Raw genomic sequence first — 25,735 nt, 5'->3', positions numbered from 1 at the left:
ATAACCATAACAGAGACTGTTATGGTTAGATCCGAAACGTTCACTATTCCTTTTTCCCGATCAACAATTCCACTTCTTCGATCTTCTTCGGGATCTGCGATGAGAGCACCTCGCAGCCTTCTTCAGTTACTAGCACATTATCTTCAATCCGAATGCCAATCGCTTCTTCCTCTATGTACAGACCAGGTTCAATCGTGATCACCATACCGGGTTGCATGGCAGTACTGTAATCCGGGATATCGTGCGTATCCAGTCCAAGGTGATGAGACACGGAATGATAGTAGTATTTGGACAGCTCACTGCTCTCTTGGATGAGACCGAGACGTAGCAGGCCATCTGTCAAGACTTGTTTCGTGACATCATTTAGTTGTGGAAGTGTGACACCAGGCTTCACTGCTTCGATGGTTTTGATTTCTGCTTCGAGTACGAGTTGATAGATCGCTTTCTGACGTTCTGTAAAGCGACCATTCACGGGAAACGTTCGCGAAATATCAGCGGCATAGTAGCTCGATGCAGCACCGAGGTCGAGGAGGACCAAGTCACCATCTTCCGCAGGCTGATTATTCGCTTCATAGTGCAAGACAGTAGCATTGATTCCGCTAGCAATAATGGGTAAATAAGGAAGCTCGCGAACACCATGCGACTTCAACGTGAAATCATAGTGCGCCTCTAGCTCATATTCCATGATTCCAGGACGTGCATGCGACCACATGCGCCGGATTGCTTTATCCGTGATCGCAATCGCACGTCTGATTTCTTCGATCTCTGCCGGGCTCTTCACCATTCGCAGTTCTTTCAGCCATGAGCCCGCATCGTGAATCGGCAGGGTCCGGTATTTCTTCTGCGCGTCTTCGGCAAAAGTCTCCGCAGGGGTCAGCTCATCGTTCCACAGACAGCGATACAAGTCAAGATAGAGCGAGCCTTTACCTTCGCAGCGCCTCACAAAGGTTCCAAATGACTCGGGCCACTCATCGAGATAGTCAAAGTGTTCGATACCAGACTGCTCTTTGGCCTCTTGATCCGATAAGACGGCCCCTGTCCATTTCGCTTCCAGTTCATTTGGGCGCTGAAGAAATAACGTTTCGGTCACGGTGCCAGCGCGTTTCGTGATCATGAGAATGAGGTTGCTGCGCGAAATGCCGGTTAGATAATAGAAGTTGCGGTCCGGTGAAAACGGATATTTATCGTCATGGCTGCGTGTCTTGACAACCCCTGAAAACAGTACAAGTGCGCTGTGATCAGGCATTTTTTCCGCGAGTCTTTGACGGCGATTGATGAACTCTTTTGAATGTATCGTTATCGTCATTTATTTCCACCTCTTCGTTCGTGTTAGGTGAATCAAGTTCAGTATAATCTGGCAATTTTCAGTCGAAAAAACCAATCCATATTAGGATTGCAACAGATGAAATCCGGTAAGACATCAAACTCTTTAAACCTGCAATCGAGAAATGCCAGTAATATGCCCTAAAACACTTTCGTTAGATCGTCATGTATCCTCCTTTATTCTAGATTTTAGAATACTTTCATCATTTGGGAAACGACTTCCGCAATAAGCCTTTTATTGAGTCCATAAACAAAGAGCAGTTACTCTAGGTAAACTGCTCCTTGTTGAGGTTACTCGGTTACTCTTTTCGCCCAGCGCAGGTCCGGTGTGCCGGTTACACTAAAGCGGATGCCTTCGATCTTTTTGCTGTTGAGGTAGTTTTCGTTATTGAAAAATATCGGGATCACTGGCATGTCCTGCATCAAAATAGTTTCAGCGTCGTGCAGAAGCTTCATACGTGCTTCCTCGTTTTGTTCGACCTTTGCTTTTTCGATCAGTTCGTCAAACGTTGGGTTGGCCCAGTTGGTGAAGTTCCGGGAGCTTTTCCCCGTGTACAACTCCAGCATCGCGAGCGGATCGAGGTAATCGCCGCCCCAGCCCATGCGCGCAATTTGGAAGTTTTTCTGCTTGAATGTATCGATGTATGTTTTCCACTCCTGATTTTCCAGCTTCACCTGTACGCCCAAGTTCTGCTTGAACATTTCCTGTAAGGCCTCGGCGATCTTCTTGTGGTTCTCCGCTGTGCTGTATTTCAGTGTAATCGGCGGAAGCTCTGTCCAACCTTCTTCCTTCAAGCCTTCAGCTAGGAGCTGCTTCGCCTTTGCCGGATCAAACTGATAGTAAGGTGCAACTTCTTCTCGGAAGTCCTTGCCCGAAGGAGTTTTCACCCCGAATGGCGTATAACCGTACGCTGGGAGCTGACCTCCCTTGGTCACGTTTTTCGTCAGGATATCCCGGTCGATTGCGTAGGAAAAGGCCTGACGAACTTTCGCATTGGTGAATGGTTTTTCCTCTACGTTGAACGTGTACGTATAAATGCTGTAGTCCGGGAATGATTTGTACTCTTCTTTTTCTTTTTCCTGCTCAATCACGTCGATCGGCAAGGAGTCAATCAGGTCAAGTGCTCCCGTTTTAAACATCTGGTAGTAGGTAGTCGCTTCGTTCACCATCTTGAAGTGGACGGTGTCCATCGTTACTTTGTCTTTCTCCCAGTAGTTCTGGCTTTTGGCGATTGTCAGCTGACTATTGTGGTCCCAGCTCTCCACGGTGTACGCGCCATTGGTCACGATACCTTTCGCTTCCGCCGCCCAGTTTTTGTCCGCATTCGCGACTTTTTTGTTCACCGGCAGATAGGCGCGACTCATCATGATTTTCGGGAAATAGGTGATGGGGTCTTTCAGTCCGACGATGAGTGTGCGGTCATCCTTTGCTTTGATCTGAACGTCATCCGCGCTGCCTTTTCCCGTGTTGTACGCTTCTGCGCCTTGTATGTAGTAGAGCGCGGATGGTTCATAGGCGGCAGTCTGCGGGTTCAGCACGCGCTTCCAAGAGTATTCGTAGTCATGCGCCGTCAACGGATCGCCGTTGGACCATTTCATCTCGGGGCGGAGGGTAAACGTGTAGGTTTTGCCGTCCGGAGAGACTTGCACCTTTTCGGCTGCGCCTTCGCTGATGTCTCCATTTTGGCTGTATCGATACAATCCTTCGTACAGATGGTCGATCACCCAGTACGAGGTGGTATCGGAAGCGAATGCCGGGTCTAATGTGTACGGTTCACCCCGAAGGTTAGCGGTAATGACTTGTTTGACGGCTGCACTCGTCTGTTGATTGGAAGAAGCAGCCGGTTTATCGCTGCCGCACGCAGAAAGCGCAGGCACAGCGAGCGCCAGTAGTGTGGCAAAAGTAAGCAATCCCTTTTTCATTGATGGTTTCCTCCTTGTTCTCCTCTGTCTACTGTACAAGATGGCAAGCGATCCAGTGTCCCTGCCTCACCTCCTTCCAGTCCGGCGCTGTTTCGGCGCATACGCTTTGGGCCACCGGACATCTGGTGCGAAACGGGCAACCGCTTGGCGGATGAATCGGGCTGGGCGGTTCTCCGGTCAGTACAATCTGCTCCCGCTCTTCTCGCTGGGCAGGATGGGAGACCGGCATGGCCGAGATCAAGGCCTGCGTGTACGGATGTAGCGGCGCGGCAAACAACTCCTCGCTCGGTGCCAGCTCCATCATCTTCCCCAGGTACATCACGCCGATCCTGTCGCTGATGTGCTTCACCATCGACAAGTCATGGGCGATAAACAGATAGGTGATGTACCGCTCTGCCTGAAGATCGGCCAGCAGATTGACGATTTGCGCCTGAATGGACACATCCAGAGCGGAAATGGACTCGTCTGCCACGATAAAGCTGGGCTCCACCGCAAGCGCGCGGGCAATTCCGATACGTTGTCGCTGACCACCGCTGAATTCATGCGGAAAGCGCTTTGCGTGGCTTGGGTGCAGTCCTACCAGCTCCAGCAGCTTATAGATGCGTTCTTCCCGGGCTTTTCCTTTTGCCAGTCCATAGGAGTCTATTCCTTCGGCGATGATGTCGCCCACCCGTAAACGCGGATTAAGCGAGGCTTGCGGATCTTGGAAGATCAGCTGCATGTGGCGGTTTGCTTCCCGTCGCTCACGTCTATCCATCCTGGCAATGTCTTTGCCTTGAAACAGGATGTGCCCCGCAGTAGCCGGGTACAGTCCCACAATAGTCCTGCCCAGTGTAGACTTGCCGCAGCCGCTTTCTCCGACGATTCCGAGCGTCTCTCCTCGCCTGATTTCAAAAGAGACACGGTCAACAGCCCGAACACGTTGGCCGCCGCCAATCTCAAACGACTTGGCGAGATTCTCCACTCTCACAATGTTGTCAAACATGTGTCTCCCTCCCTGCTACCATCCACGATTCTGCTCTTTGGGCACGCGGGTCGTTCAGCCAGCAGCTCGCTTCATGCCGATCGAAATACGTTTTCGCTTGTGGCATATGATCCAGGCAAATTTCCATCGTAAACGGGCAACGGGCAGCGAATGGACAACCAGCAGGAGGACGAAACAGATCCGGTGGGGTCCCATCGATGGGGATCAGCCGCTCTTTTTTACCTGCAACGAGACGCGGTACAGACTGCAACAGCCCTTGCGTGTATGGATGGCGCGGGTTGTCAAAGATTTCTCCCACTGGGCCGCTCTCCACCACTACACCTGCGTACATGACCGCTACATGGTCGGCCACCTCTGCGACTACGCCCAGATCGTGGGTGATCAGAATGATCGAGGTATTCAACTGCTGCTGCAAGTCCTTCATCAGACGAAGGATCTGTGCCTGAATGGTCACGTCCAGCGCCGTCGTCGGTTCGTCGGCAATAATCAGCTGCGGATGGCAGGCAAGTGCCATGGCGATTCCGACACGCTGCCTCATGCCTCCGCTTAGCTCGTGTGGATACTGTTCAAACCGTCTCGCCACCTCCGGAATGCCGACTCTCGCAAGCAGTTTCAGCGTCTCTTCTTTTGCTTGCGCCTTCGTCTGCTTTCGATGCTTGATCAGCCCTTCAGCAATCTGCAGACCAATCTTCATCGTGGGGTTCAGCGAGGTCATCGGATCCTGGAAGATCATGCCGATCTGCGAGCCGCGAACCTGTTGCCATTCCAGCTTCGTCAGCCCAGTCAGCTCACGCCCACGAAACCGAATGCTGCCGCTTTTTACCTGACCGGATCGCGGAGGAATCATCCCCATCAACGCCCGAGCGGTCACACTTTTTCCACAGCCGCTTTCCCCGACAATTGCCAGCGTCTCTCCCTCCTTCACAGAAAAAGAAACGCCTCTTACTGCCTGCACCTCTCCGCCGTACGTGCGAAAGGAGACGTGCAACTGATCTACTTCCAACAATGGCTTCATGATGTACTCCCCCTCATTTTCTGATCCGCGGGTCCAGTGCGTCCTGCAAACCGTCCCCGAGCGCGTTGCACGCGAACATGGTTAGAGAAATCATGAATCCCGGAAAAAACAGCCGCCACCACTGCCCGCCAAGCATAACAGCCAGCGCGTCGTTGGCCATCGTTCCCCAGCTGGCAGTTGGTGCTTGCACACCCAGTCCAAGAAAGCTGAGAAACGACTCGGCGAAAATCGCGTGCGGAATCGTAAAGGTCAGGTTGACGATGATGACGCCGAGCGTATTCGGCAGCAGATGTTTAATGATGATCTTGGCATGGGAGGTTCCCAGCTTTTCTGCGGCTAGCACAAATTCCTGCCGTTTGATCTGCATGATTTGTCCTCTGACCAGGCGGGCCATGCCGACCCAGCCGGTTAGCGAAAGGGCAATAATAATCGTTGTGAGTCCAGGCTCCAGAACCACCATCAGCAGAATTACCACCAGCAGATACGGAATGCTGTAGAGTATTTCAGCCAACCGCATCAGGATGTTGTCCACACGGTCGCCTAGCTTGTTCCTTCCAGCCATGTAACCGGATATCCCGCCGATGCATACTCCGATCACTAGGTCGATGGCTGCTGCCGCCACACCAATAAACAAAGAGATACGGCCTCCCATCCAAGTACGTGCCCACATGTCGCGGCCCAGGTCATCCGTTCCAAACCAATGCTCGCTCGACAGCGGCAGATTTCCATTCGTCAACGACTGTTCATGCGGGCTGTGGGGAACTAGCATCGGACCGATGATCGACAGGGTCACCACTGCCATGAGCAGGAAGAACCCGAGCATCGCCAACTTATTGCGGCTTATCCGCTGCAATATCTCCTGCCAATACCCAAGACTGGGACGTTCCCGATTTTCTTCGGAAAGTCGGTTCCGGTCGACCGGTCGAAACAGGGAATCCAGTTGTGTTGCTTGATTGGCCATCTTGCTACTTCCCTCCACTCGTCAATCTGATGCGCGGGTCAATCACCCGATACAACAGGTCGATGATGTACAAAGTAAAAATGAGTACAAAGCTGTAAAACACTGTCATTCCCAAAATCACGGGATAATCGCGGTTAAAAATGCTTTCCACGAAGTATTTGCCGAGCCCAGGAATGGCGAAAATCTTTTCCACTACGAAGGTTCCAGTCAGCAGGTTGGCAAACAGCGGTCCGACAAAGGTAAGCACTGGCAACATGGCATTGCGCATCCCATGTCTGACGACGATGGAAAAGGTGCCAAGCCCTTTCGCCTCCGCCGTGCTTATGTATTCCTGCTGCCAAACTTCAAGCATGCTGGCTCGTACGAAGCGGGCGATAATGGCAAGCGGACCGATGGCGAGCGCAAGCGTAGGAAGAATCGAGTGCTCCCAGCTCCCCCACGCAGCGACGGGCAATAACTCCCATTTGACTGCCATGTACTTGATCAATAGTGGTGCCAGAATAAAACTGGGGACGGAGATTCCGATGATGGCTGCAAACATAGACATGAAATCCAATGTCCGATTGTGATAGAGCGCCGCTACGATTCCTAGTGTGATTCCACCCGCCAACGCTACAATAAACGACTGGATTCCCAGAATAGCCGAGGCGGGAAAGCCCTCCGCAATCAGCGTGTTCACATCCCTCGTCTTGGACTGGATAGAGGGCCCCAGGTCAAATTGCAACAATCCTTTCAGATAGAGCAGGTACTGTACCGTGATTGGCTGATCCAAGTTGTACTCCGCCCGCATATTCTTCACCACTTCTTCCGGAAGCATTTTGGCGTCAGACGCGAACGGGTCACCCGGAATCAGGTGCATGGTCACAAACGTCACCGTGACAATAATCCACAGCGTAACGATCATGAGAAAGCCACGCTTGACCGCATAATGAAGCATGTTGTTTCCTCCTTACATAACACAAAGTAAAAAGATATGAATACTACGGATTATAAATATAAAAATCCCCTCTCCGAAAAGAAGAGGGGCGATTGCACGGTTCCCACCTTCTTATCTCGCAGAATACATCCGCAGGAATTGGCACCGTAAGGTCAATTAAACCAAGGTTGCCGGGTTTCATCGGGCCAGTCCCTCCACCACTCTTGATAAGAATATTCTATGAAATTTAATTTCATCGTAAAATTATTTTTTATCTTATCACTTTACTCGGATATGTCAACGCTGTTCCATGACAATTGATTTTTCTTTATTTTTGTAGGAGGATGTCAACCCAAATCTTAATCGTGGTACCAAGGATCAGCAAGGCAAGAATGGTCTGGAGAATCCGGGTGTTCAACCGTTTGCTGACCTTCGTACCGATGGGCGCTGCCATGATGCTAGCGATTACCATAACCACAGATGGCCACAGCAATATGTCCCCCGCCATCCATTTCCCTACAGTCGAACCGATGGAAGAAAGAAAGGTGATGGCAAGAGAAGAAGCAATCGTAACTCTTGTCGGAATCTTGAGGATCACCAGCATGATGGGAACCAAAATAAAAGCCCCAGCTGCCCCGACAATTCCGGAAGAGACTCCGACAATCAAAGCGGATAAAACGGCTGTTGGTTTGTGAAAAGTAACTTCAGACTGTTCTTGTTCGTCAATCCGCTTTTTTGGCAGGAACATTATGGTTACAGCAATGGTAGCCAGAATGGCGTAAACGATATTAATGGCATCTGCGGACAGATATTTTCCTCCATATCCTCCAAGCAAACTCCCGACAATAATGGCACTTCCCATGTACAGAACGAGCTGGTAATGAATAAGCTTATCTTTGCGCAGAGCCCAAACAGCAGCTAGAGTGGCAAAAAATACTTGGACTGCACTTATTCCAGATACTTCGTGAGCTGTGTAAGCAACGAATCCAAGGGCGGGCGGAATGTACAGGAGCATCGGATACTTGATGATGGATCCCCCGATTCCGACGAGACCAGAGATAAACGATCCCGTGAAACCGATAACAAACAGTGTGATCATAAGGTCGATAGTCATACGCTCACCCTTTGCAATACCTCGCCTGGTATTATCCTCGATCTGCGAGGGCCAGACCGTCTATTTGCCATTTCAAGATTCCGCCGCTCAAATTCATTACATCCTTGAATCCGTTTGCCTTCAGAATGCTTGCCCCAATGGCAGAGCGGGCACCGGAACGGCACTGTACAAGAAGCGGCTTATCGTGAGGAATCTCATCCAGCCGCATTGTGAGCGTACCGAGCATGATGTGCTGTGCATCCCGAATGTGCCCTTCGTTCCACTCAGTGAGATTACGTACATCTACTACGTGAAGCTCTCCCTTTTCCACCCTTTCTGCAATCTCCAACGGTGTAACCTCATCGATTGTCTCGAGCGAAGACGCTTCCCTTTCCATTAGCTTGCCGCTGTCGATAAAGCTCTCGACATTATCAATCCCTACGGAATGTAAGGCTTGCAAAATCTCGTTCAGCTCATCAGGGGTAGCCAAGACATGAACCGCTCGATTGTAATCGACAATCCATCCCGCCCAATTGGCAAATGACTTGTTAAAAGGAATGTGGAGTGTTCCCGCCAGATGCCCCTTCGCAAATTGCTGGAAAGGACGCGTATCGAGAATCTGTCCGTTTTCCAGGAAATCCTCTACCGGTTCAAGTGAGTTGAACTCTTGGACCACAGGGAGTTCCTTGAGCAACGCAGGGCCTTCTTTATTCACGCGTTTCATCACTGCAAAATACTTTGGCGGCTCTGGTTGTCCATCCAGAAGTGCATGGACGAATTCCTCTTCATTGGTGTGTGACATTGCCCAGTTAAAGAGCTTTTCATAACCGACGGTGGAAGACGGTACGGCCCCCAATGCTTTCCCGCAAGCACTTCCTGCGCCATGAGCTGGCCATACCTGCATATAATCCGGCAATTGCTTGAATTTTTGGAGAGACTGAAACATGTCTCTTGCACCTGAATCGGACGTCCCCTTTATTCCCGCCGCTTTTTCGAGCAAGTCCGGTCTGCCGATATCGCCGACAAAGACGAAATCTCCCGTGAAGATCCCAATGGGCCGATCTGCATGACCACCGAGGTCCGTCAAAAGGAAGGAGATGCTTTCGGGTGTATGGCCAGGGGTATGCATGACTTCAAACAGCAAGTTTCCGATAAAAAAGCGATCCCCATCGTGAACAAGCTGATGGTTCAAACCTTCCAAGTATTGATATTTCCAATCTTCATCGCCCTCATTGGATAAAAACAGCTTCGCTTGATAAACTGCGCCCAGTTCGCGGGCACCCGATACAAAATCAGCGTGAATGTGTGTTTCGGTGGCGGCTACAATGGAAACCCCTTCTGCCTTGGCAACTTGAAAATATGGAGCTAGATTCCGGCTGGGATCGATGACAATGGCCTCACCGGTTTTTTGGCAACCGACGAGATAAGATGCATGTGCCAGCTTTTCATCATAAAAGTAACGCAACAGCATTGGTTCATTCCTCCTTTTACACGTATCTTATTTCTTTGATTTTTCCGCGAGTACTTCGAGGAGCGATTGGGTAAATCGAAGTGTTTTTTGGACGGTGGGATCCTTCATGAGCTTGAAAAGACGAAATACGGAAACCGGTTCGCTGTTACCTTCAGCTCGCACCTTTGCTTCCCGGATGACAGCCACCCCGTGCTCCACTTGGGAGGATACAGGAGCGATATACGCTTTCATACCAGCAAGCACATATTGCTGTGATTGTTTATCCTTTCCGAGGCTCTCCAAAAAATCAGCAGCTTGTTCGAGAACGCTGACATACTTAACGAGCTTGGGCATCTTTTCAAGCAAAGTGAACAGGGCGTCTATCGATTCTTTTTCCACAAAGAAACGGGACAGTTGACCATCCACTCGTTCAAACAGATACCGTAGTGATTCCTGATCGCGTAAGATCGATGTGGCTACTTCAAGTCCCTCTTCAGCTGCCAGGACGGTATCTTTTATTTTCGGGAGCTTTCGGATCAATACAGTGATCGCTTCCTGAACTTCTGGATCAGACAAATCCTCCAAAAACATGTCAGAGCTGCTCTGTTCCTTCCTATCGTTTAAAATGTTGCTCTCCCCCTCTCTTTCAACGCCGCCTTACATCAAACCTTTTAACATGCCATTCCAATAAAGAATGGGAAGCAGTTCTCTTTTCATCAGGTACATACTGAATCTCTCTTCAGACTGGTCAAAAGGAAAGGTTTCACACGGCATCTGGTTGTAATCAAATTCGGCCAGTACCAGCTTGTTGTACCCCGTTACGAGCGGGCAGGATGTATAACCGTCGTACTTTGCCTCCAATGGATAACCATTGATCAGGGCGAGCAGGTTTTTCACGACGACTGGCGCCTGTTTGCGAATAGCAGCTCCGGTTTTGGAAGTGGGAAGATTCGCGCAATCGCCAATGCCAAAAATAGTAGGGAATCTTTTGTGCACAAGCGTGTATGGATCGACATCGACCCAACCTCCTGCGTCTGCCAATGTACTGTTTTTAATGAAATCAGGTGCTTTCATGGGAGGGGTCACATGAAGTATGTCATACTTCCATACTGCCTGTTCTTTGGTGTCCAGATTCTCGAATACGGCTTCTTTGGTATCCGCCCGCACTTCTATGAGGTTTTGCTTGTACCTGGTTTCGATGTTTTTGCGCCGAATGACGTCATTGAGGGTATTTGCATACGTGGGAACGTCAAAAATACTTCCTTTCGCCGATGCAAAAATGATCTCTGATTGGTTGCGAACCTGTAGCTTACGGAAATACTCATCGGCCAGATACATGATTTTCTGAGGAGCTCCGCCGCACTTTACGGGTGTATTCGGGTGTGTAAAAATGGCAGTGCCGCCTTTAAAACTCCGGATGGCTTCCCATGTACTATCTACCGTGTGATATGCGTAGTTGCTACAAACGCCGTTCTTGCCAACGGCATCCTTTAGGCCCTTCACCCCATCCCAATCTATTTGCAGACCAGCAGCCACTACGAGATAGTCATAGGAAAAGATGCTTCCCTGCTCCGTACTGAGCTTGTGTTGTTCCGGTTGAAACATCGTGACCGCATCACAAATCCAGTCGACGCCTGCGGGGATTAGAGAGGATAGGTCACGCTCGGATTCTTCTTTTTTTGCGGCACCACCTCCAACTAATGTCCACAATGGCTGATAGTAATGCTTGGATGCGGGATCGATGATGGCGACTTGTCCCTTGAGCCTTTTGGAAGCCCGGACGATACGAGCAGCAACAGAGATACCGGCTGAGCCTGCTCCCACAATGACAATGGAATAATGAACTTGTTTTGCCATGCTTCCTCCTTCGACGACGATATCGTTTCCATTCGTATGATGATTGTTCAAGAGGTGCAATCTCTATCATTCAGTTTATTCCTCTTTCATTTTTTCCATATAGGGGAAGTCCCCTACTTTTTGAATTAGGCTATTAAAACGCCAGATCGAGATATCTATTTTTAATAGCATATTGGATCAATTGATGCTTGGTATCGAGCTGTAGCTTCTGCATGATATTCGTCTTGTGGTTCTCCACGGTTTTGACGCTGATCAACAGCTTATCTGCGATTTCCTTATTGGTATAGCCAAGCACAGTGAGTCTGACAAGCTCCTTTTCACGTACTGTTAAGACAGAAGGCAATTTTTTTGCATCTGATTTCAGCCATCGTTTGATGATCTCTTGCGACACGGAAGTTTTGTAAAAGCGCTTGCCCCTGTACACCTCCATAATGGCTTGAAACAGCAGCTCGCCATGGCTGTTTTTTAAAATGTACCCATGGACTCCGACGTTAATGGCCTTCTGGACAAAAATCTCCTCGTCATGCATGGTTAATATGACAATCTTCACGAAAGGATTCGACTTGCGAATTTCATTGCTCGCTGTAAACCCATCCAACCCATTCGGCAACGACAAATCCATCAGTACCACATCAGGTTCCAACTGATTGGCCTTAAGGATGGCGTCGTTGCCAGTATGACTTTCTCCGACTATTTTTATTTGAGAGTAACTTTCGAGAAGGACACGCAATCCCTTCCGAATCATGGTGTGGTCATCAACCAAAAGCACCCGTATCACACTGCTCTCCCTCCTTGTCCCAGTACCGTTACCTTGATCGATGTACCTTCGTGGAGTACGGATTGAATCTGAAGACTCCCCTCCATCTGATCCACTCGTTCTTCCATATGTTTGAGTCCCAGACCGACCTGAACCTGATCGCGAGCAAATCCGATTCCATTGTCCTGAATCAGCAAAGTCAGTTGGTCGTCTTCCTTGTACAGGATGACTTCAATGAGTGTCGCCTTCGCGTATTTCAGTGCATTATGTAGGGCTTCTTGGATGACACGGTACAGATTAATTTCCAAGATTGGCTGAAAATGATCACTGACATTGCTATAGGAAAAGGTTATAGAGACATCCTGATGTGCTTTGTTTAAGTTAGAAACAAGATGCCGAACCGTAGGAATCAGCCCCAGTTGATCGAGACTATGTGGACGCAGCTGTAAAGAATAGAGCTTGACGTCTTGTATCGCTTTTTCCAATTCATTCACGATCTCTTGCATGAATTCGCGGAATTGTCCTTCCTGGTTGATCCGCGCTTGAATGGCTTGAATGCCTACCGAAACGGAATACAAGGATTGTCCTACGCCATCATGCAGCTCCTGGGCCAGGCGCTTGTGTTCGTTTTCTTGGGCTTCTAGCGTTTTTTGCAGAACCTGCTTGGATATTCTGACCTCCTCTTCTTTTTTCTTGACCGTCATATCTTTCAAGACCAAGAGGACATCCTGCTTGCTTTGTTCGCCATTTTCATAGATGACAGCCGTGCTCATCTCCATGTCGACGTACCGCCCTTCATACGTGGGCATCGCAGAAAGAAAGTAGGGAACCTCCCGTTTGGCGAGCAAATAACAACGATCCTCTCCCTCTTCCAGCCTCCTGTTTTGGCAGTAGGAGCAGTACGGCACCTTTTCTCCTCGTTTCCAGCCAGTCATTTTCTCGGCGGATGGATTCATCACCATAATTTTTCGTTCCTGATCCATGAGAATAATCCCGTCCTGCAAGTGGTCGAAGATTTGCTTCAGATAACCGTTATCCATCGTCTTCCCTTCATCACCATACCGTTCAAATAAAGTGGGACATAGATTCATAGTAGGTCCTCCATACTGAATAGTTTCTAGAGATCATTTCTGTCATCTATCTTTGCTCGTATTTCTTCAATGATTCAATCGTAAGAGACGGGGAGCACCTTTCAAATAGGTACCTTCCCCTATCTTATGTGACGCTAAATGATGATCAAATAGATACTGCGTTTTGACTACATCTGCGTATGAAAAAGCCGAGTAACGGCTAGGTATCATCCCCTAGCATGTACTCGGCTTGCCACCTGAATATTCTCCAACGTGTCCAACGACGATTTACAGATAACAGTTATCGTAACTCAACAGAAGTTTTGCTTCGTTCATAGGCAAAAATGATCATCGTCACGCCTACAATTGCGCAAATCATATACATAAATGAATAAGAGAAAAAATCGGCGACTGGCCCCATGATGACTCCTCCCAGAGAAACACCCAAATCGGCCATCGCGATGAATAACCCGATTAACACGTTACGATCCGTTTTCGGCAGAACAAAGGTTAAATACGTAGTTAACGTAGGATAGAGAAGTGCTTGAGCAATTCCCATTAATATGGCTCCTACGTAGAAAAAGACTGCTCCACCCACGATAGAAAGGCTTACACTTAACGCCGCTGTTGCAAGAGTGAGCATAATTCCCACCATAAAAGATGAACGCCACGTGCCGTCTGACGGGATTTTCTTTCTCCATACAAGCCGCGATAATACGACGGTTCCTGCCTGAAGCATCAGGAAAATTCCCGCATTCCCGTAGTTGATTTGTACAGCGTATAGCGGTATAAAGGTTGTGACAGCGCCAAATATAATAGATGCCGCCAACATCAGGACGCTGCATTTACATAATATCGGGTTTTTGACTAATTGGCTCACGGAACCAAACATGGTTGCTCCTTGTTCTGTCTGACCCGGAGCAGGCTCGGCCACTTTTTGGTCCATTTTGGCACTATATCCCACCACTCCTGTAAGGATCGCAATGGTGACCATAGCAACTGTAAAATAATAACTGTCCCCCGCTTGCCAGATGCCTAAAGCGAGTAGTGGCCCCAGAATACCAGGCAAATAAGCGCATAAGGAATACATGGAAATCCCTTGTGAACGATCCTTTTCTGGCAACGCATCAATAATCCCTAGCTGTAAAGCCATGGAGAAAAAAGCGGTACACACGCCTTGCAGAATACGGGCAACGATAAAGCCCTCTAATTCCGTAAACGTATATAAAATGAGAGCTGCTCCATTGAAAATAAGAATCGTGCGGAGCACTTTGATTGGTCCATGTTTCTGGATGATATGGCCTGCCCACGGCCGGAAAAACATGGTTGTAAACAGATACGCTCCCATAACGAGCCCAATCGTTGTATTGGTCGCGCCCAACTCAGCACCCTTCAAGGGAATAATGACATTCAGAATAGAGTTCGCGCTAAAATACAACAGAGTCAACATATATAATCGTAAAAATGGCCAAGACAGAGCCCCTCTCATAGCTCTTGCTCCTTCCTCTGATTTTAAGCAATAATCATCTGCAGCAGTTTCTTTGTATATGTGGACTGAACATCTTTTAATTGTTCAACCTTCACGATTTCTTCGATCTCACCATTTCGAATGATGATCACTCTATCGCAAATATAGGCAGCAGCCTGTATATCATGGGTGATGAAGATATAGCTCATGTCGTAACGTTTTCTCAAGTTTTTCAATAATTCAAGCACTTGCATTTGCACAGACCCGTCCAGTGAACTGATTGCTTCATCGAATAGAATGCATTTCGGTTCTGTTGAAATGGCTCTCGCTATACATACCCGCTGAGCCTCCCCCCCTGATAACTCATGAGGATATTTCTTTCGATAGGAAGGATCTAACCCCACTTGACTTAATAAATGGTCAATCTCACTCCGAACATCTTCTCGTCCCTTTCTTTTCATTTGCAAAGGCTCCCGAATCGCGTCCTCAACCGTATAAAATGGATTAATCGAGGAAGTGTAATCTTGAAATACAGCACTGATGTTCCCTGTTCTCACTCTTCGGTCCTCTACTTTTTTGCCCGCAAACAAGATGGTACCTCGATCTGGCCTTTCAACTCCCAATAGCAATCGTCCTAATGTTGATTTACCGCTTCCGCTTTCTCCGATAATGCCGAGACATTCTCCAGGCTTGCATTCGAAGCTAATGTTTTTCAACACATGCTCTCTTTTCCTTAAGAACAATCCACCTTTTTCGTATGATTTCTCAACGTGATCAACCTTCAGCAACGCTAACTCCCCCCATAATTCTCTTAAAATGTTGATTCAGCGCAAGCTTCGTGGAGAGTAAGTAACGGGTATAGGTATGCTGAGGTTCAGAGAAGATGGCTTGGGTCGTCCCGTTCTCAACAATTTCTCCTTCTTTCATCACGAGAACGTCATCTGCCATTAATTTGACGATCCCTAAATCGTGAGAAATGAAGATCATCGAGCAGCCCATTCGTTCGCGTAATTGCCGGAACTGTTCAACGACTTCGAACTGCGAGACTGTATCGAGTGCTGTCGTCGGTTCATCAGCAATAATGATGTCAGGCTCCAATACGATGGTGAGCGCAATCATGACTCGTTGCAGCATCCCACCTGACAACTGATGAGGATACGTATTCATCACCTCGATCGGGTTTTTCAGCCTTACGCTTTCCATGGCATTTTTCATTTTGGTTGTGATTTCTTCACGGCTCCAGCCAAAATGTTCCACAAGCGTCTCCTGTAGATGAACGCCCACCACACAAGAGGGATCAAAGGCACGCATGCTGCTCTGCAAAATCATGCAAAGCTGTTTTCCCCTCTTTTTCCTCATCTCTTGTTCTGAAAGCTCCATCAGGTTTATTCCTCGGAGCAGAATGTCTCCCGATTGGCGAATCCCGGCTTTATTTAATCTCATGATGGCCTTGCAAGTCACCGACTTCCCGCTTCCGCTTTCTCCTACAATAGCCAAGCAGCTTCCCTGCTTTACATGGAATGAACTATTTGGAACAATCACTCGTTCATTGCGACTATCCCAGATTTTCAGGTTTTTTACCTCTAAAATGTTCGTCATCCGTTATGCTCCCGCCTTTCCTTCGAGCTTAACGACAGAGGCTGTTTCTAATCCTTGCAGCTTATGGCTCGAAGTCATTAATTTGGGATCTAAAACTACTTGAAGCGTGTCGGACAAATAGTTAATGGCCGATACTACGATCACGATGGTCAAGCCAGGAACTAACATCATTTCCGGGCGTGAAAACATGACTTCCCTCGCTTCATTTAACATCATCCCCCACTCTGCTTCCGGGGCTTGAATACCTAAACCGAGGAAGGAGAACCCCGATATTTGCAAAATCATCGAACCAAATGAACTGCTTGAAATGACTGCAATGTCGGGTAGTGTAACCGGAACAATGTGCCTGATCATGATGCCCAAATTGCTTGCACCGATAGCCTTTGAGAATTTTACATAGTCCGCTTCCGCATATTGCATGACAGACGTTCTGATGATTCGAGCAAACCACGCCCATTTTATCAATACAAAGGCGATGATAATATTTTCAAACCCTACGCCCAAAATGCCAATGATAGCCAAAGTCATTACATATCCTGGAAAGGAAAGGATCACATCGCAAACGCGCATCAAGAAAGCATCTGTTTTTCCTCGGAAGTAGCCTGCAAGAACGCCTACAATCGAGCCAATCGATACGGATAGGAGCAGGGCAGCGAAGACCCATAGCATGCTGGGACGAATGCCGTAAATCAGTCTGGATAAAATGCAGCGCCCCAGGTGGTCGTTGCCCAAAAGATATTCCCATGATGCGGATGCAAACCGAAGCTCCATATGTACTTCTTCGGGATCATGCGGCGCAACGAAAGGCGCAAATATCCCTGCTACTGTCGTCACCGTAATAATGGATAAAGATAAGACTGCTACCTTGTCTTGCCACACATTTTGTAATTGCTTCATCTAGAGACCATCCCTTAATTTGGGGTTCAACGCTGCATTGATGATGTCAGAAACCGTGTTGAACAGAATAAAAGAGACTGCCAGCACAAGAACATAGGCTTGGATGATCGGGAAATCTCTGCTTAAAATGGATTTGACACTTAAAGTTCCAAGTCCCGGCCAAGCAAAGATGTTTTCCACAACGACTGTGCTTCCCAAAATAATAGGAACCGCCATGCAAAATACGGAAATAGACACCTGCAATGAATTTCTGAGAATGTGCATCGTGATTTTCTTCTCCGTTAAACCTGATGCCCTGGCGTATAGAACATAGTCTTCATTCATGTTGCTTAACATGGAACTTCTGATCATTCGAAAATAAATGCCAGCATAGCTGATGGTTATCACAATCACGGGCAATATATAGCTTTTGTACGACTCCATTCCGCTTGTTGGAAGCAAATCCAGCTTGACGGAAAAATACCAGATCAGTAGAGCTGCGAGCCAATAGGACGGCATAGATGTCAGGCAAAACGAAATGCCTCTAACTGATTTGTCCACCCATTTGCCTGCATTCAACGCGCATGCCACTCCCAATACGATGGACAGTACTACAATGGCAAATGTCGAAACCAACGTCAGCTTTAAGGTATGGAGAAAGGCTGGTCCTAGCATAGACCACACGGGTTTTCCCGTTACATATGAATCTCCAAAATCTAGCTGCAAGCATGAGACAACCCAGTTAAGGTAACGAGTCAGAAAGGGTTGGTCCATGCCCAGTTTTGCCCTTGTTTGCGCAAGTAACTCATCTGTTATGGTGGGTATGCCTTGCGAATGCAGCACCACTTCGGCGGGGTCCAAGGGAGATAGATGAATGAAGCCAAACGTTACAAACGATATGACCAGGACCAAAGGAATCGATATCAATAACCTTTTGGTGATATAACTGCCCATAGCAAGCTCCTTTTGTGTATTTATTCAAAGTACATCCGCTCAAATGGAAGCTCGAATTGCGTTTGCTTAAACGAGATGCCCTGCAAGTTTTTCGGAGCCATGATCGTGACTCTTCCATTCGTAATCGGAATAAATACGGCTTCCTCATGGACAATGGTCAAAATATCGGCATATAACGATTTTCTCTTTTCCTCATCAGTCGAAACCATTACTTGTTCGATTTTTTTATAGAGCTCATCAGCTTGTGAGATGCCTCTTGTCGTATGGTAATAGGAAGACTTGGAAGTAAAAGCAGCGATTGTGCTCTGTGGATCATACGCGAGTCCCCATGTTTGATTGAAAAGCAGGTCATAGTCACCTGTAGACCTTCTCTTCGCAATCGAAGAAGACTCCTCGCCAATAATCTCCAGATCGATCCCAATCTTTTTTCCCGTATTTTGAATCAGTTCAGCCTGCGTTTTTTGCGTGGACGAATTCACATCATAATAAAGCTTCATGACTAATGGCTTTCCGTCTTTCGTTCTGATTTCGCCCACATTGCCGATAACCCAGCCTGCCTCCTCCAAAATCTTCTTCGCTTTTTCCAAATCGTATCCCCGCTTCTCTAATTTCACATTGGCGTAATGAACATTAGAAGAGAATAGGGTATAGGCTGCTTGTTCAGTACCTTCAAATATTTGTTTGCTGATGGTTTCTCTGTCGATCGCGTGCCAAAACGCTTCACGCACAGCCGTTTCATGTACAGGGCTCTCCGATTTACTGCTATTGGCAACAATTATGCCTGTATTCATGGGTTGACTGCGAATGATTTGGTGTTCACCAGATGCAGCGAATTGATTCATGGCTTCTACATCGAGACTATTGGCGCCCCGATCATCCGTAAATACAAAGTTGACTTCTCCCTTTTGCAGTGCCAAGAACGTAGATTCTCCTGCGGGAAGTACTTTGGCTGTGATTTTCTTTACTTTGGGCGCGCCGCCCCAGTAATTTTCATTCGCTTCAAATACAGCATACTGATCGACTTTATGCAGAGCGAGCTTATAGGGGCCTGTTCCGTTATAACCATTGACGCCATCTTTGGTTCCCCCGTTCACAAAGTTTTTGGGCGAGATGAATACATAAGGTCTCGTCATCGACAATTCGACCAGCGTCGGGTAATACGGTTCGGATAAGACCAGTTCAACGGTATACTCATCAAGTACCTTGCAGTCCATGATCTTTGTTGATAGCTTGATCCAGGAATGCTTGCTTGCATTGCTTTGCACCGCTTCTATATTCTTTTTCACTGCTTCCGCATTAAACGGCTCTCCATCATGAAACATCACGTTTTTTCTCAAATGAAACGTGTACACCTTTCCATCACCTGAAATTTCCCAAGATTCAGCTAATGATGGTTTGATCCCATCTGCTGTATTTTCTACTAACGACTCGTATACCATCCCTTGTGCTGGCATGGAGCCGGAGTAAAAATGGGGGTTCATATCGTTAATATCTTTCGAGGTGGCATATACAATCTCTTTCCCTGTATCGGTTGACTCTGTTTTTGCCGCATCACTGTTACTGCAGCCAACCAGCAGTACGATTGAGACCATGAAAGTCCTTACTAAAAATCTCATTCTTCTTGTCATATCATTTCCTCCTAAAAATACGTGCTAGTGTGGTTTCTTTGAGCCTATGCCCTTCCCAATCTCACTGCCTATCATCTTCAAGTCTTCCTCATAACTTTGCACCACGAATGCATCCGATAACCGTTCGCCCTCACGTGTTCGCGCAACTTCCGAAATTTTACGCTCGTAAGTATCAATGAATGTATCGATGGTCGGGCAACTGACATCTATAAATCTTGCAATGCCCTGTATGATTTTTATCCGATAGTAATCTTCCTTTGGCATGCGCGGGATATCCCAATACCCTTCTCTATTGACAAACATTTTCCTGATCGGGACAGCAGAAAAATCGAAGTATCTTCCATCTGAATCTGGCTCCGAAAAAGGATCGATCAGCAGCGAGGTATACCGAATGAACAATAAATACTCTTGCTGAATCGTTTCAAAATGAACGAAATTTTCGATATCATCACGTGATAGGCTCTCCAGTCTCACCGGATAGTTATCATCTGTCATGAACTTCAACAAATTGACCCCTTTCATATTGAGCTTTTCCACCACATTTGTGATCTCTTTCCATTGGGCCAGCATATCGCGAATGAGATATTGCGTGATGGGACCCTCTGGAAACATTTTGTATACATACTTTTTGTTTGTTTCCTCTCCAAATATCACGCGAAGAGAGAAATCATTCATAAATAGTGGCGGATGCACATACAGTGATATGTTTCTCGTTTCCGCCTCGAACGGAGAGTCCATGACTTCCAAATCGATACCTACTTGCTCATATAACTCACAAAATCTTTTTATATACTGGGAGGGAGAGTACGTCGAGCCAATATAAACTTTTTTCTTAACCCCTGTCGTTATGACACGATTGGAGGGTTTATCATGGAACCAGCGTGTATCACCAAGGTATGTAGAAAAACTGATAATCTCCGCATTTGAATGAATACTGTTTAGATAATGGCGTAGTAAACTGTTGGAACCAAAGGTCGGAGAAACTAAAACGATGCACTTTATTTGCTGTAAAACCTGATCATGGATTTGTTGTAAAACCTCTATATAAGCATCTGTTGTAACAGATAATAGGAAGGTATCCCATTCCCCTGTAACGGTCTCATATCCGTGGAATACATGATCGATCTGGCATTCGCCTTTCAGATTTTGATGTTTTTCATTTTGAATATCTACGAAAATTTGCTCGCTACTTTGTTTTAGTGCCGTAAAGAATGATTCGGAACGAACAGATTCACGCCCAACGATCCCAATGCAGCAATCCCCTTGTTTTTTTAGCAGGACAGCCATTTGAATGGAAGCAGGACCTGTTCCCAATAGCAAAACTCGTTTCAAAGCACCCATAGAAACCTCCTTTTACGATCAGCATGCAGCCGATTCTTTTTGATACAAAGCAATATCAAACACATGGTTGGGACGCAAGATGGTTTCAATCAGTCTCCATTTCCGCACATCTACCTCTCTCATGGGGTAGTTAAACAGGGACTTCATGTTATTGCCGTATCTCATCGCGACGATCACTTGGTCATTTGTCAATGGATGCAATTGTTCCAGCAGGTCATATTTATTTGCAACTGTCGAACTAAAAATGATATGGGTTGCATCCTTCGTCACATCAAGTCGTTCCACAAATTCTTTCTCCAAGCGGATAGGCAATCCACTTCCCAGCCTTTCTACAACACTCCGTCCTAATTCGATTGCCTCGCCATCAATGTCGATACCAACCACTTCCGCTCCAGTTCGCTTCGCAATCAACAATGGTGTCATGGGAAATGATCCTGAACCAACCATCAACACCTTAGAATCAACAGTAACTTGGAAACTCCCAAATTCTTCTTCAATGCAAGATTCTATGTTTTGAAAGTAGTCGGTCTTATCGGCAATCCCATCCAGCAGCTTCAGTGCACGATATTTCTCCATAATCGCAACGCAAATCGCCGACGATTTCCTTACATCCTCCACCAGCTGGTACAACTGACTTACTTTTAACTGTTCAAGCTTCTCCCAAGCGTCACTGTTTCTTTCATCCGTTATGAATGTAGAATACTCATCTATGATCTTTTCTAACTTCGAGCTGTGCTGGATGGTGCCGTCATATCGATCTGCTAAATGGTTGAACCTTTCAAGAAATGCAGTCAAATGTTGTTGCAACTGTTCTGGGCTATTCATTCCGTTCTCCCCTTGCTTCATAAATGGTGACACCTCAAACAGTATCTTGTATCTCGATGAATGCTTTGCCTCGTGCCACGATTCCGACTGCCCCCTCAATTTTCAGGCTTGTTACTTCTTCTCTTTGCCAATTGGCCGTCACATGAATTGTGCCTCCTGGTTGCCTGATTCGAGCATCGATATTGCCTTGCTTTTTCCAAGCCAGATAGGCTCCCAGTGAAGCAGTACCTGACCCACAACCTCTTTCCCAGATCATGCTATCTAATGGCGGAACAAAGATAAGCGGAGCCAATTCATTCGAATCTGGCTGATACAATAGCATCCCGATCAGATTTGCCCCTACAGTTACTCCAAGCAGCTTGGCTAAAGATTGCGCACTTTTTCTCACAGCCTCATTGAATTGGTCTACTTCAATCACGATGTGAAAGAAATCAGCATACCTCACAATCGCTACTTTCATTTCATCGCCATCATAGTTGATTGACTGCTGCTCGATCTTTTTAGGAAGAGGCATCGAAACTTGGCAGTAATATTCGTCTTCGATTCTTTTTACTCGACAAGCAACGAGATGATCTGTACCTGAAGCTTCTAAAACAATTTCGGTCAAAGCATTATGCTGTAGACCATTTTCATGCGCAATAAACGACGCTAATGCCATGCATGCATTGCCGCAAAACTCGCCCCCAGCCATTTGCAGAAGTGCTGCCGCTCCATATTTATTCGGTTTTTCGATAAACCCCACTTGTTCAGCATGGACACTATCGTAGGACATAATTTTTGAAGCGATGTGCGTATACTCTTCTGCTGGATGATTGTTTTTCACAAGAATGGTCATATTTTGTGTGGGATTAAACTTTATAAAATCGATTTCCCGTTTCATCACAATCTACCCTCTTACCAATTTTGATGTGCAGCTAAATATCCTCGTTCAAAACGAAATCATTACGATTTGTATCAAAAAAAATAAACCGTAACGATTACGATTAACAATGAGTAAATAATAACCAGCATTTGGTTCTCTGTCAACACCTTCGTCTGGTAAAGGTTTTTACATATATACCGAAGAAGAATACCTTGACTAAACAATAGAGAACAGGTAATCTTTACCCGCAACTATCAAACGACAATGGAAACCGGATTTTATTCTGCAGAAAGGTTGTATTGACATCATGGCGTTATCTCAACGTACCACCAAGAAACAGGTCAACAAAGAAAAGTCTTCTATCTCTTTGCTCTCTCTTACCGCGGGTTCTTTTGCAATCGGAATGACGGAATTTGTCATCATGGGTCTGCTGCCGAATGTTGCAGAGGATTTGGATGTCAGTATCTCATCTGCGGGTCAGCTCATTACCATGTATGCGCTTGGAGTAGCAGTCGGTGCACCAATACTGACAGTCCTCACCCACCGAATTCCCCAAAAGAAGCTACTCTGTCTACTTATGGTTCTATTTATTCTCGGAAACGGAATCTCTGTTTTTGCTCCAAACTATGCAATATTGATGGCGGCACGCATGATAACCGCTTTGACGCATGGGACATTCTTTGGAGTCGGGGCTGTTGTAGCCTCCAGTCTCGTAAGTCCTGACAAACGTGCCGCAGCCGTTTCCATTATGATGGCAGGTCTAACGATCGCCAATATTATTGGTGTCCCTCTGGGGACTTTCATCGGTCAACACATGGGGTGGCGATCCTCATTTGGCTCTATTGCGATTATGGGAATCATAGCACTGATTGGAATACTTATTTTCGTCCCAAACATGCGGCAAGAAAACACGGGGAGTATCACTGGGCAAATTACTGCTCTTCTCAAGCCTAAGCTCCTTTTGTACCTCCTGATCGGAGCACTAGGCAACGCAGGTCTATTCACCGTATTTACGTATATTACGCCACTGCTGACGCAAATTACCGGTTTTGCTGAGTATCATGTAACGTGGATTCTTGTTCTCTTCGGCTGTGGTGTGACCATCGGCAATATCGTCGGCGGAAAGCTTGCCGATTGGAAGCTGATGCCTTCCATACTCGGACTTTACTTGACCATATGCATCATTCTCACGCTGTTTACGTTTACCGTAAATAGTCCGATCTCTGCCGTAATTACCATTTTTCTATGGGGAGCTGCTTCTTTCGCTGTATTTCCAGGGTTGCAAGTGCGTGTGATGAACCTCGCTCAGAATGCCCCAGCGCTTGCTTCTACCTCCAGTCATTCTGCCGGAAATCTAGGAAATGCAGCTGGAGCTTTCATTGGAGGGTGGGTGATTACTCATCTGGATATTACCTCCCTCCCGTGGGTCGGTGCCCTGCTCGTAGGACTGGGCTTAATTTTGGGAATCGGTTCGTATATAGCTGAACGCAAGGTGCAACAAAGTCAAAAAGGGTACTCAATTTGAGCACCCTTTTTCTTTTGTTTTTGGTCTAAAGCCTTCCATACGGTTTTGCCAGGAGTCGCTCTAAGCTTTATGATCCTCTTCTCGTATCACTGATACATGAGCATTTCCCAAAATCTTAATTCCAATGATCAACATCAACATGATTAACATGATGCTGGCAAATAGCCAAAAAGTAACTTGAGCAGGATACTTATCCATACTCTGTCCGATAACAATTGGAATTAATGATCCCCCAAGTCCATTTGCGGCTAATAATATGCTCGTTGTCTTTTCAGTTTGCCCAGGAAAATACAAGTTGGTAATAATTAAAGCAATCGCAAACATCGCCGCCATAAATAAACCAAGGAAAAAACAGAGAACGAAGCTAAACCAGACACTCTCACTGAGAGTGAACAATACAAGTACAACTAGACTTCCAACATTAATTATAAGTAAAAACATGTTAAAAGTAAGCTTTTCAGAGATATAACCAGTTAACGCACGTCCTATTACCATAGCCAGCCAATAAATCGTTACCGTTATTGTCGCAAGAGAGTTCGAAACTCCCCATTCTTCCATAAAAATTGAAGGTAAAAAATGAACAATAGAGACTTCGCTCCCACCATAACAGAAGAAATATATTGCCGAAAACGCAATAATGAAAAAGGTCTTTTTCGTATAAGAACCCTTTTCTTTATTAACTGCTATACTAGTTTCATTCTCCTTTATTAAATATTCATCAAGTTCACCAAAAGACATTAATCGCCAACCAAGCATAACTAAAAATGAACTCAATCCTAAAATGATAAATGCATATTCCCAAATACCCTTACTTATAAGTGCACTAGAGAAAAGAGGCATGAATAACGCTCCGAGTCCAAAAGCAACTTCTAATTTCCCCATTGCGTTTGCTTGTTTCTCTTGAAACGTAACTAAAATAATTGCACCAATACAAGATTCAGCTAATCCAGCTCCAAATCCAGCTATTCCAACTAACGGAAATAACAAATACCAATTCGGTAAAAAGAATGCAAAAAACTCAAGACTAATCATAATTAAGCCAAGGACAACCACATTTTTGCGCCCTAGTTTCTTTACTAAGAGAGGCATGCTAAGTACACCAAGTAAAAAACCTACAAATTGACCAAAGACGAGTAAACCGCCATTGCTATAATTTTGCTTATAGTGATCGAGAATCTCAGGAAGGATTGCACCGATAATCACTAACGTAAAAGCAATTAACATATACGAGAAGAAGCTTATCCAAAGTAAACGTTTTGCCAACAATCTCTCCTCCTTTTCCTTATATTGGTTACCCAATAAGCCTG

At 46.4% G+C, this 25,735-nt stretch carries 23 protein-coding genes and 1 riboswitch; of the genes, 1 reads left to right on the top strand and 22 read right to left on the bottom strand.

The features are described from left to right. Positions 1–43: 43 nt before the first annotated feature. From C7R93_RS12010 to C7R93_RS11910, 21 genes are all read right to left on the bottom strand, one after another. Positions 44–1,306, bottom strand: a complete 1,263-nt coding sequence (locus C7R93_RS12010) for an aminopeptidase P family protein (protein ID WP_106839023.1) — start codon at positions 1,304–1,306, stop codon at positions 44–46. Between the two features lie 308 nt (positions 1,307–1,614). Beyond that, entirely contained in the window at positions 1,615–3,246 is a 1,632-nt protein-coding gene (locus C7R93_RS12005) for a peptide ABC transporter substrate-binding protein (RefSeq protein ID WP_106839022.1), read from the bottom strand. A gap of 28 nt (positions 3,247–3,274) precedes the next feature. Then, on the bottom strand, positions 3,275–4,231 hold the full coding sequence (locus C7R93_RS12000; protein WP_106839021.1) for an ABC transporter ATP-binding protein: 957 nt from the start codon (positions 4,229–4,231) through the stop codon (positions 3,275–3,277). Further along, positions 4,224–5,246, bottom strand: a complete 1,023-nt coding sequence (locus C7R93_RS11995) for an ABC transporter ATP-binding protein (protein WP_106839020.1) — start codon at positions 5,244–5,246, stop codon at positions 4,224–4,226. Before C7R93_RS11995 ends, C7R93_RS12000 begins: the two co-directional genes overlap by 8 nt. Before the next feature lie 13 nt (positions 5,247–5,259). Next, complete coding sequence (locus C7R93_RS11990) at positions 5,260–6,207, bottom strand: ABC transporter permease (RefSeq protein WP_106839019.1); 948 nt, start codon at positions 6,205–6,207, stop codon at positions 5,260–5,262. A 4-nt stretch (positions 6,208–6,211) separates the two neighbouring features. Then, positions 6,212–7,144, bottom strand: coding sequence for an ABC transporter permease (locus tag C7R93_RS11985; RefSeq protein ID WP_106839018.1), 933 nt, complete (start codon positions 7,142–7,144; stop codon positions 6,212–6,214). A 108-nt stretch (positions 7,145–7,252) separates the two neighbouring features. Further along, positions 7,253–7,357, bottom strand: a riboswitch (SAM riboswitch). A 94-nt stretch (positions 7,358–7,451) separates the two neighbouring features. After that, a complete protein-coding gene (locus C7R93_RS11980) occupies positions 7,452–8,237 on the bottom strand; it encodes a sulfite exporter TauE/SafE family protein (protein WP_106839017.1) in 786 nt (261 codons plus the stop codon). A 31-nt stretch (positions 8,238–8,268) separates the two neighbouring features. After that, a complete protein-coding gene (locus C7R93_RS11975; protein ID WP_106839016.1) occupies positions 8,269–9,687 on the bottom strand; it encodes an MBL fold metallo-hydrolase in 1,419 nt (472 codons plus the stop codon). A 27-nt stretch (positions 9,688–9,714) separates the two neighbouring features. Further along, entirely contained in the window at positions 9,715–10,257 is a 543-nt protein-coding gene (locus C7R93_RS11970; protein WP_106839015.1) for a DUF1641 domain-containing protein, read from the bottom strand. A gap of 66 nt (positions 10,258–10,323) precedes the next feature. After that, a complete protein-coding gene (locus C7R93_RS11965; protein WP_106839104.1) occupies positions 10,324–11,523 on the bottom strand; it encodes an FAD/NAD(P)-binding oxidoreductase in 1,200 nt (399 codons plus the stop codon). A 133-nt stretch (positions 11,524–11,656) separates the two neighbouring features. Beyond that, complete coding sequence (locus tag C7R93_RS11960) at positions 11,657–12,301, bottom strand: response regulator (RefSeq protein WP_106839014.1); 645 nt, start codon at positions 12,299–12,301, stop codon at positions 11,657–11,659. Further along, on the bottom strand, positions 12,298–13,371 hold the full coding sequence (locus C7R93_RS11955) for a sensor histidine kinase (RefSeq protein WP_106839013.1): 1,074 nt from the start codon (positions 13,369–13,371) through the stop codon (positions 12,298–12,300). Before C7R93_RS11955 ends, C7R93_RS11960 begins: the two co-directional genes overlap by 4 nt. Positions 13,372–13,651: 280 nt before the next feature. Further along, complete coding sequence (gene cntE, locus C7R93_RS11950) at positions 13,652–14,839, bottom strand: staphylopine family metallophore export MFS transporter CntE (protein ID WP_106839012.1); 1,188 nt, start codon at positions 14,837–14,839, stop codon at positions 13,652–13,654. A gap of 23 nt (positions 14,840–14,862) precedes the next feature. Continuing rightward, complete coding sequence (locus C7R93_RS11945; protein ID WP_106839011.1) at positions 14,863–15,606, bottom strand: ABC transporter ATP-binding protein; 744 nt, start codon at positions 15,604–15,606, stop codon at positions 14,863–14,865. Next, positions 15,593–16,417, bottom strand: a complete 825-nt coding sequence (cntD, locus tag C7R93_RS11940; protein WP_106839010.1) for a staphylopine uptake ABC transporter ATP-binding protein CntD — start codon at positions 16,415–16,417, stop codon at positions 15,593–15,595. Before cntD ends, C7R93_RS11945 begins: the two co-directional genes overlap by 14 nt. A gap of 3 nt (positions 16,418–16,420) precedes the next feature. Beyond that, positions 16,421–17,314 carry a staphylopine uptake ABC transporter permease subunit CntC gene (cntC, locus tag C7R93_RS11935; RefSeq protein WP_106839009.1) on the bottom strand — a complete coding sequence of 298 codons (894 nt, stop codon included), beginning with the start codon at positions 17,312–17,314 and terminating at the stop codon, positions 16,421–16,423. Beyond that, a complete protein-coding gene (gene opp1B, locus C7R93_RS11930; protein ID WP_106839008.1) occupies positions 17,315–18,247 on the bottom strand; it encodes a nickel/cobalt ABC transporter permease in 933 nt (310 codons plus the stop codon). Positions 18,248–18,267: 20 nt separating this feature from the next. After that, a complete protein-coding gene (gene cntA, locus C7R93_RS11925) occupies positions 18,268–19,875 on the bottom strand; it encodes a staphylopine-dependent metal ABC transporter substrate-binding lipoprotein (protein WP_106839007.1) in 1,608 nt (535 codons plus the stop codon). Between the two features lie 24 nt (positions 19,876–19,899). Beyond that, positions 19,900–21,216, bottom strand: a complete 1,317-nt coding sequence (locus C7R93_RS11920) for an opine metallophore biosynthesis dehydrogenase (RefSeq protein ID WP_106839006.1) — start codon at positions 21,214–21,216, stop codon at positions 19,900–19,902. 18 nt (positions 21,217–21,234) lie between these two features. Then, a complete protein-coding gene (locus tag C7R93_RS11915) occupies positions 21,235–22,041 on the bottom strand; it encodes a class I SAM-dependent methyltransferase (protein ID WP_106839103.1) in 807 nt (268 codons plus the stop codon). Positions 22,042–22,075: 34 nt separating this feature from the next. Next, positions 22,076–22,921: a histidine racemase CntK family protein gene (locus C7R93_RS11910; protein WP_106839005.1), complete on the bottom strand. Its 846-nt coding sequence runs from the start codon at positions 22,919–22,921 to the stop codon at positions 22,076–22,078. 289 nt (positions 22,922–23,210) lie between these two features. On the opposite strand from C7R93_RS11910, the gene C7R93_RS11905 reads away from it, so the two are divergent. Further along, positions 23,211–24,428, top strand: a complete 1,218-nt coding sequence (locus C7R93_RS11905; RefSeq protein WP_106839004.1) for an MFS transporter — start codon at positions 23,211–23,213, stop codon at positions 24,426–24,428. Between the two features lie 60 nt (positions 24,429–24,488). Here C7R93_RS11905 and C7R93_RS11900 read toward each other — a convergent pair whose 3' ends face one another. Then, positions 24,489–25,691, bottom strand: a complete 1,203-nt coding sequence (locus C7R93_RS11900) for an MFS transporter (RefSeq protein WP_106839003.1) — start codon at positions 25,689–25,691, stop codon at positions 24,489–24,491. Positions 25,692–25,735 lie beyond the last annotated feature (44 nt).

Origin of the sequence: Brevibacillus fortis (assembly GCF_003013395.1) — a bacterium.
GTDB classification, from domain to species: domain Bacteria; phylum Bacillota; class Bacilli; order Brevibacillales; family Brevibacillaceae; genus Brevibacillus; species Brevibacillus fortis.
The sequence above is the reverse complement of the archived record's forward strand: the minus strand, read 5'-3'. Positions and strand labels throughout refer to the sequence as shown.

What these genes read in the sequence shown, in the direction of transcription:
- C7R93_RS12010 (WP_106839023.1), bottom strand. Translation starts at nt 1,306, where the DNA reads ATGACGATAACGATACATTCAAAAGAGTTCATCAATCGCCGTCAAAGA.
- C7R93_RS12005 (WP_106839022.1), bottom strand. Translation starts at nt 3,246, where the DNA reads ATGAAAAAGGGATTGCTTACTTTTGCCACACTACTGGCGCTCGCTGTG.
- C7R93_RS12000 (WP_106839021.1), bottom strand. Translation starts at nt 4,231, where the DNA reads ATGTTTGACAACATTGTGAGAGTGGAGAATCTCGCCAAGTCGTTTGAG.
- C7R93_RS11995 (WP_106839020.1), bottom strand. Translation starts at nt 5,246, where the DNA reads ATGAAGCCATTGTTGGAAGTAGATCAGTTGCACGTCTCCTTTCGCACG.
- C7R93_RS11990 (WP_106839019.1), bottom strand. Translation starts at nt 6,207, where the DNA reads ATGGCCAATCAAGCAACACAACTGGATTCCCTGTTTCGACCGGTCGAC.
- C7R93_RS11985 (WP_106839018.1), bottom strand. Translation starts at nt 7,144, where the DNA reads ATGCTTCATTATGCGGTCAAGCGTGGCTTTCTCATGATCGTTACGCTG.
- C7R93_RS11980 (WP_106839017.1), bottom strand. Translation starts at nt 8,237, where the DNA reads ATGACTATCGACCTTATGATCACACTGTTTGTTATCGGTTTCACGGGA.
- C7R93_RS11975 (WP_106839016.1), bottom strand. Translation starts at nt 9,687, where the DNA reads ATGCTGTTGCGTTACTTTTATGATGAAAAGCTGGCACATGCATCTTAT.
- C7R93_RS11970 (WP_106839015.1), bottom strand. Translation starts at nt 10,257, where the DNA reads ATGTTTTTGGAGGATTTGTCTGATCCAGAAGTTCAGGAAGCGATCACT.
- C7R93_RS11965 (WP_106839104.1), bottom strand. Translation starts at nt 11,523, where the DNA reads ATGGCAAAACAAGTTCATTATTCCATTGTCATTGTGGGAGCAGGCTCA.
- C7R93_RS11955 (WP_106839013.1), bottom strand. Translation starts at nt 13,371, where the DNA reads ATGAATCTATGTCCCACTTTATTTGAACGGTATGGTGATGAAGGGAAG.
- cntE (WP_106839012.1), bottom strand. Translation starts at nt 14,839, where the DNA reads ATGAGAGGGGCTCTGTCTTGGCCATTTTTACGATTATATATGTTGACT.
- cntD (WP_106839010.1), bottom strand. Translation starts at nt 16,417, where the DNA reads ATGACGAACATTTTAGAGGTAAAAAACCTGAAAATCTGGGATAGTCGC.
- cntC (WP_106839009.1), bottom strand. Translation starts at nt 17,314, where the DNA reads ATGAAGCAATTACAAAATGTGTGGCAAGACAAGGTAGCAGTCTTATCT.
- opp1B (WP_106839008.1), bottom strand. Translation starts at nt 18,247, where the DNA reads ATGGGCAGTTATATCACCAAAAGGTTATTGATATCGATTCCTTTGGTC.
- cntA (WP_106839007.1), bottom strand. Translation starts at nt 19,875, where the DNA reads ATGACAAGAAGAATGAGATTTTTAGTAAGGACTTTCATGGTCTCAATC.
- C7R93_RS11920 (WP_106839006.1), bottom strand. Translation starts at nt 21,216, where the DNA reads ATGGGTGCTTTGAAACGAGTTTTGCTATTGGGAACAGGTCCTGCTTCC.
- C7R93_RS11915 (WP_106839103.1), bottom strand. Translation starts at nt 22,041, where the DNA reads ATGAATAGCCCAGAACAGTTGCAACAACATTTGACTGCATTTCTTGAA.
- C7R93_RS11910 (WP_106839005.1), bottom strand. Translation starts at nt 22,921, where the DNA reads ATGAAACGGGAAATCGATTTTATAAAGTTTAATCCCACACAAAATATG.
- C7R93_RS11905 (WP_106839004.1), top strand. Translation starts at nt 23,211, where the DNA reads ATGGCGTTATCTCAACGTACCACCAAGAAACAGGTCAACAAAGAAAAG.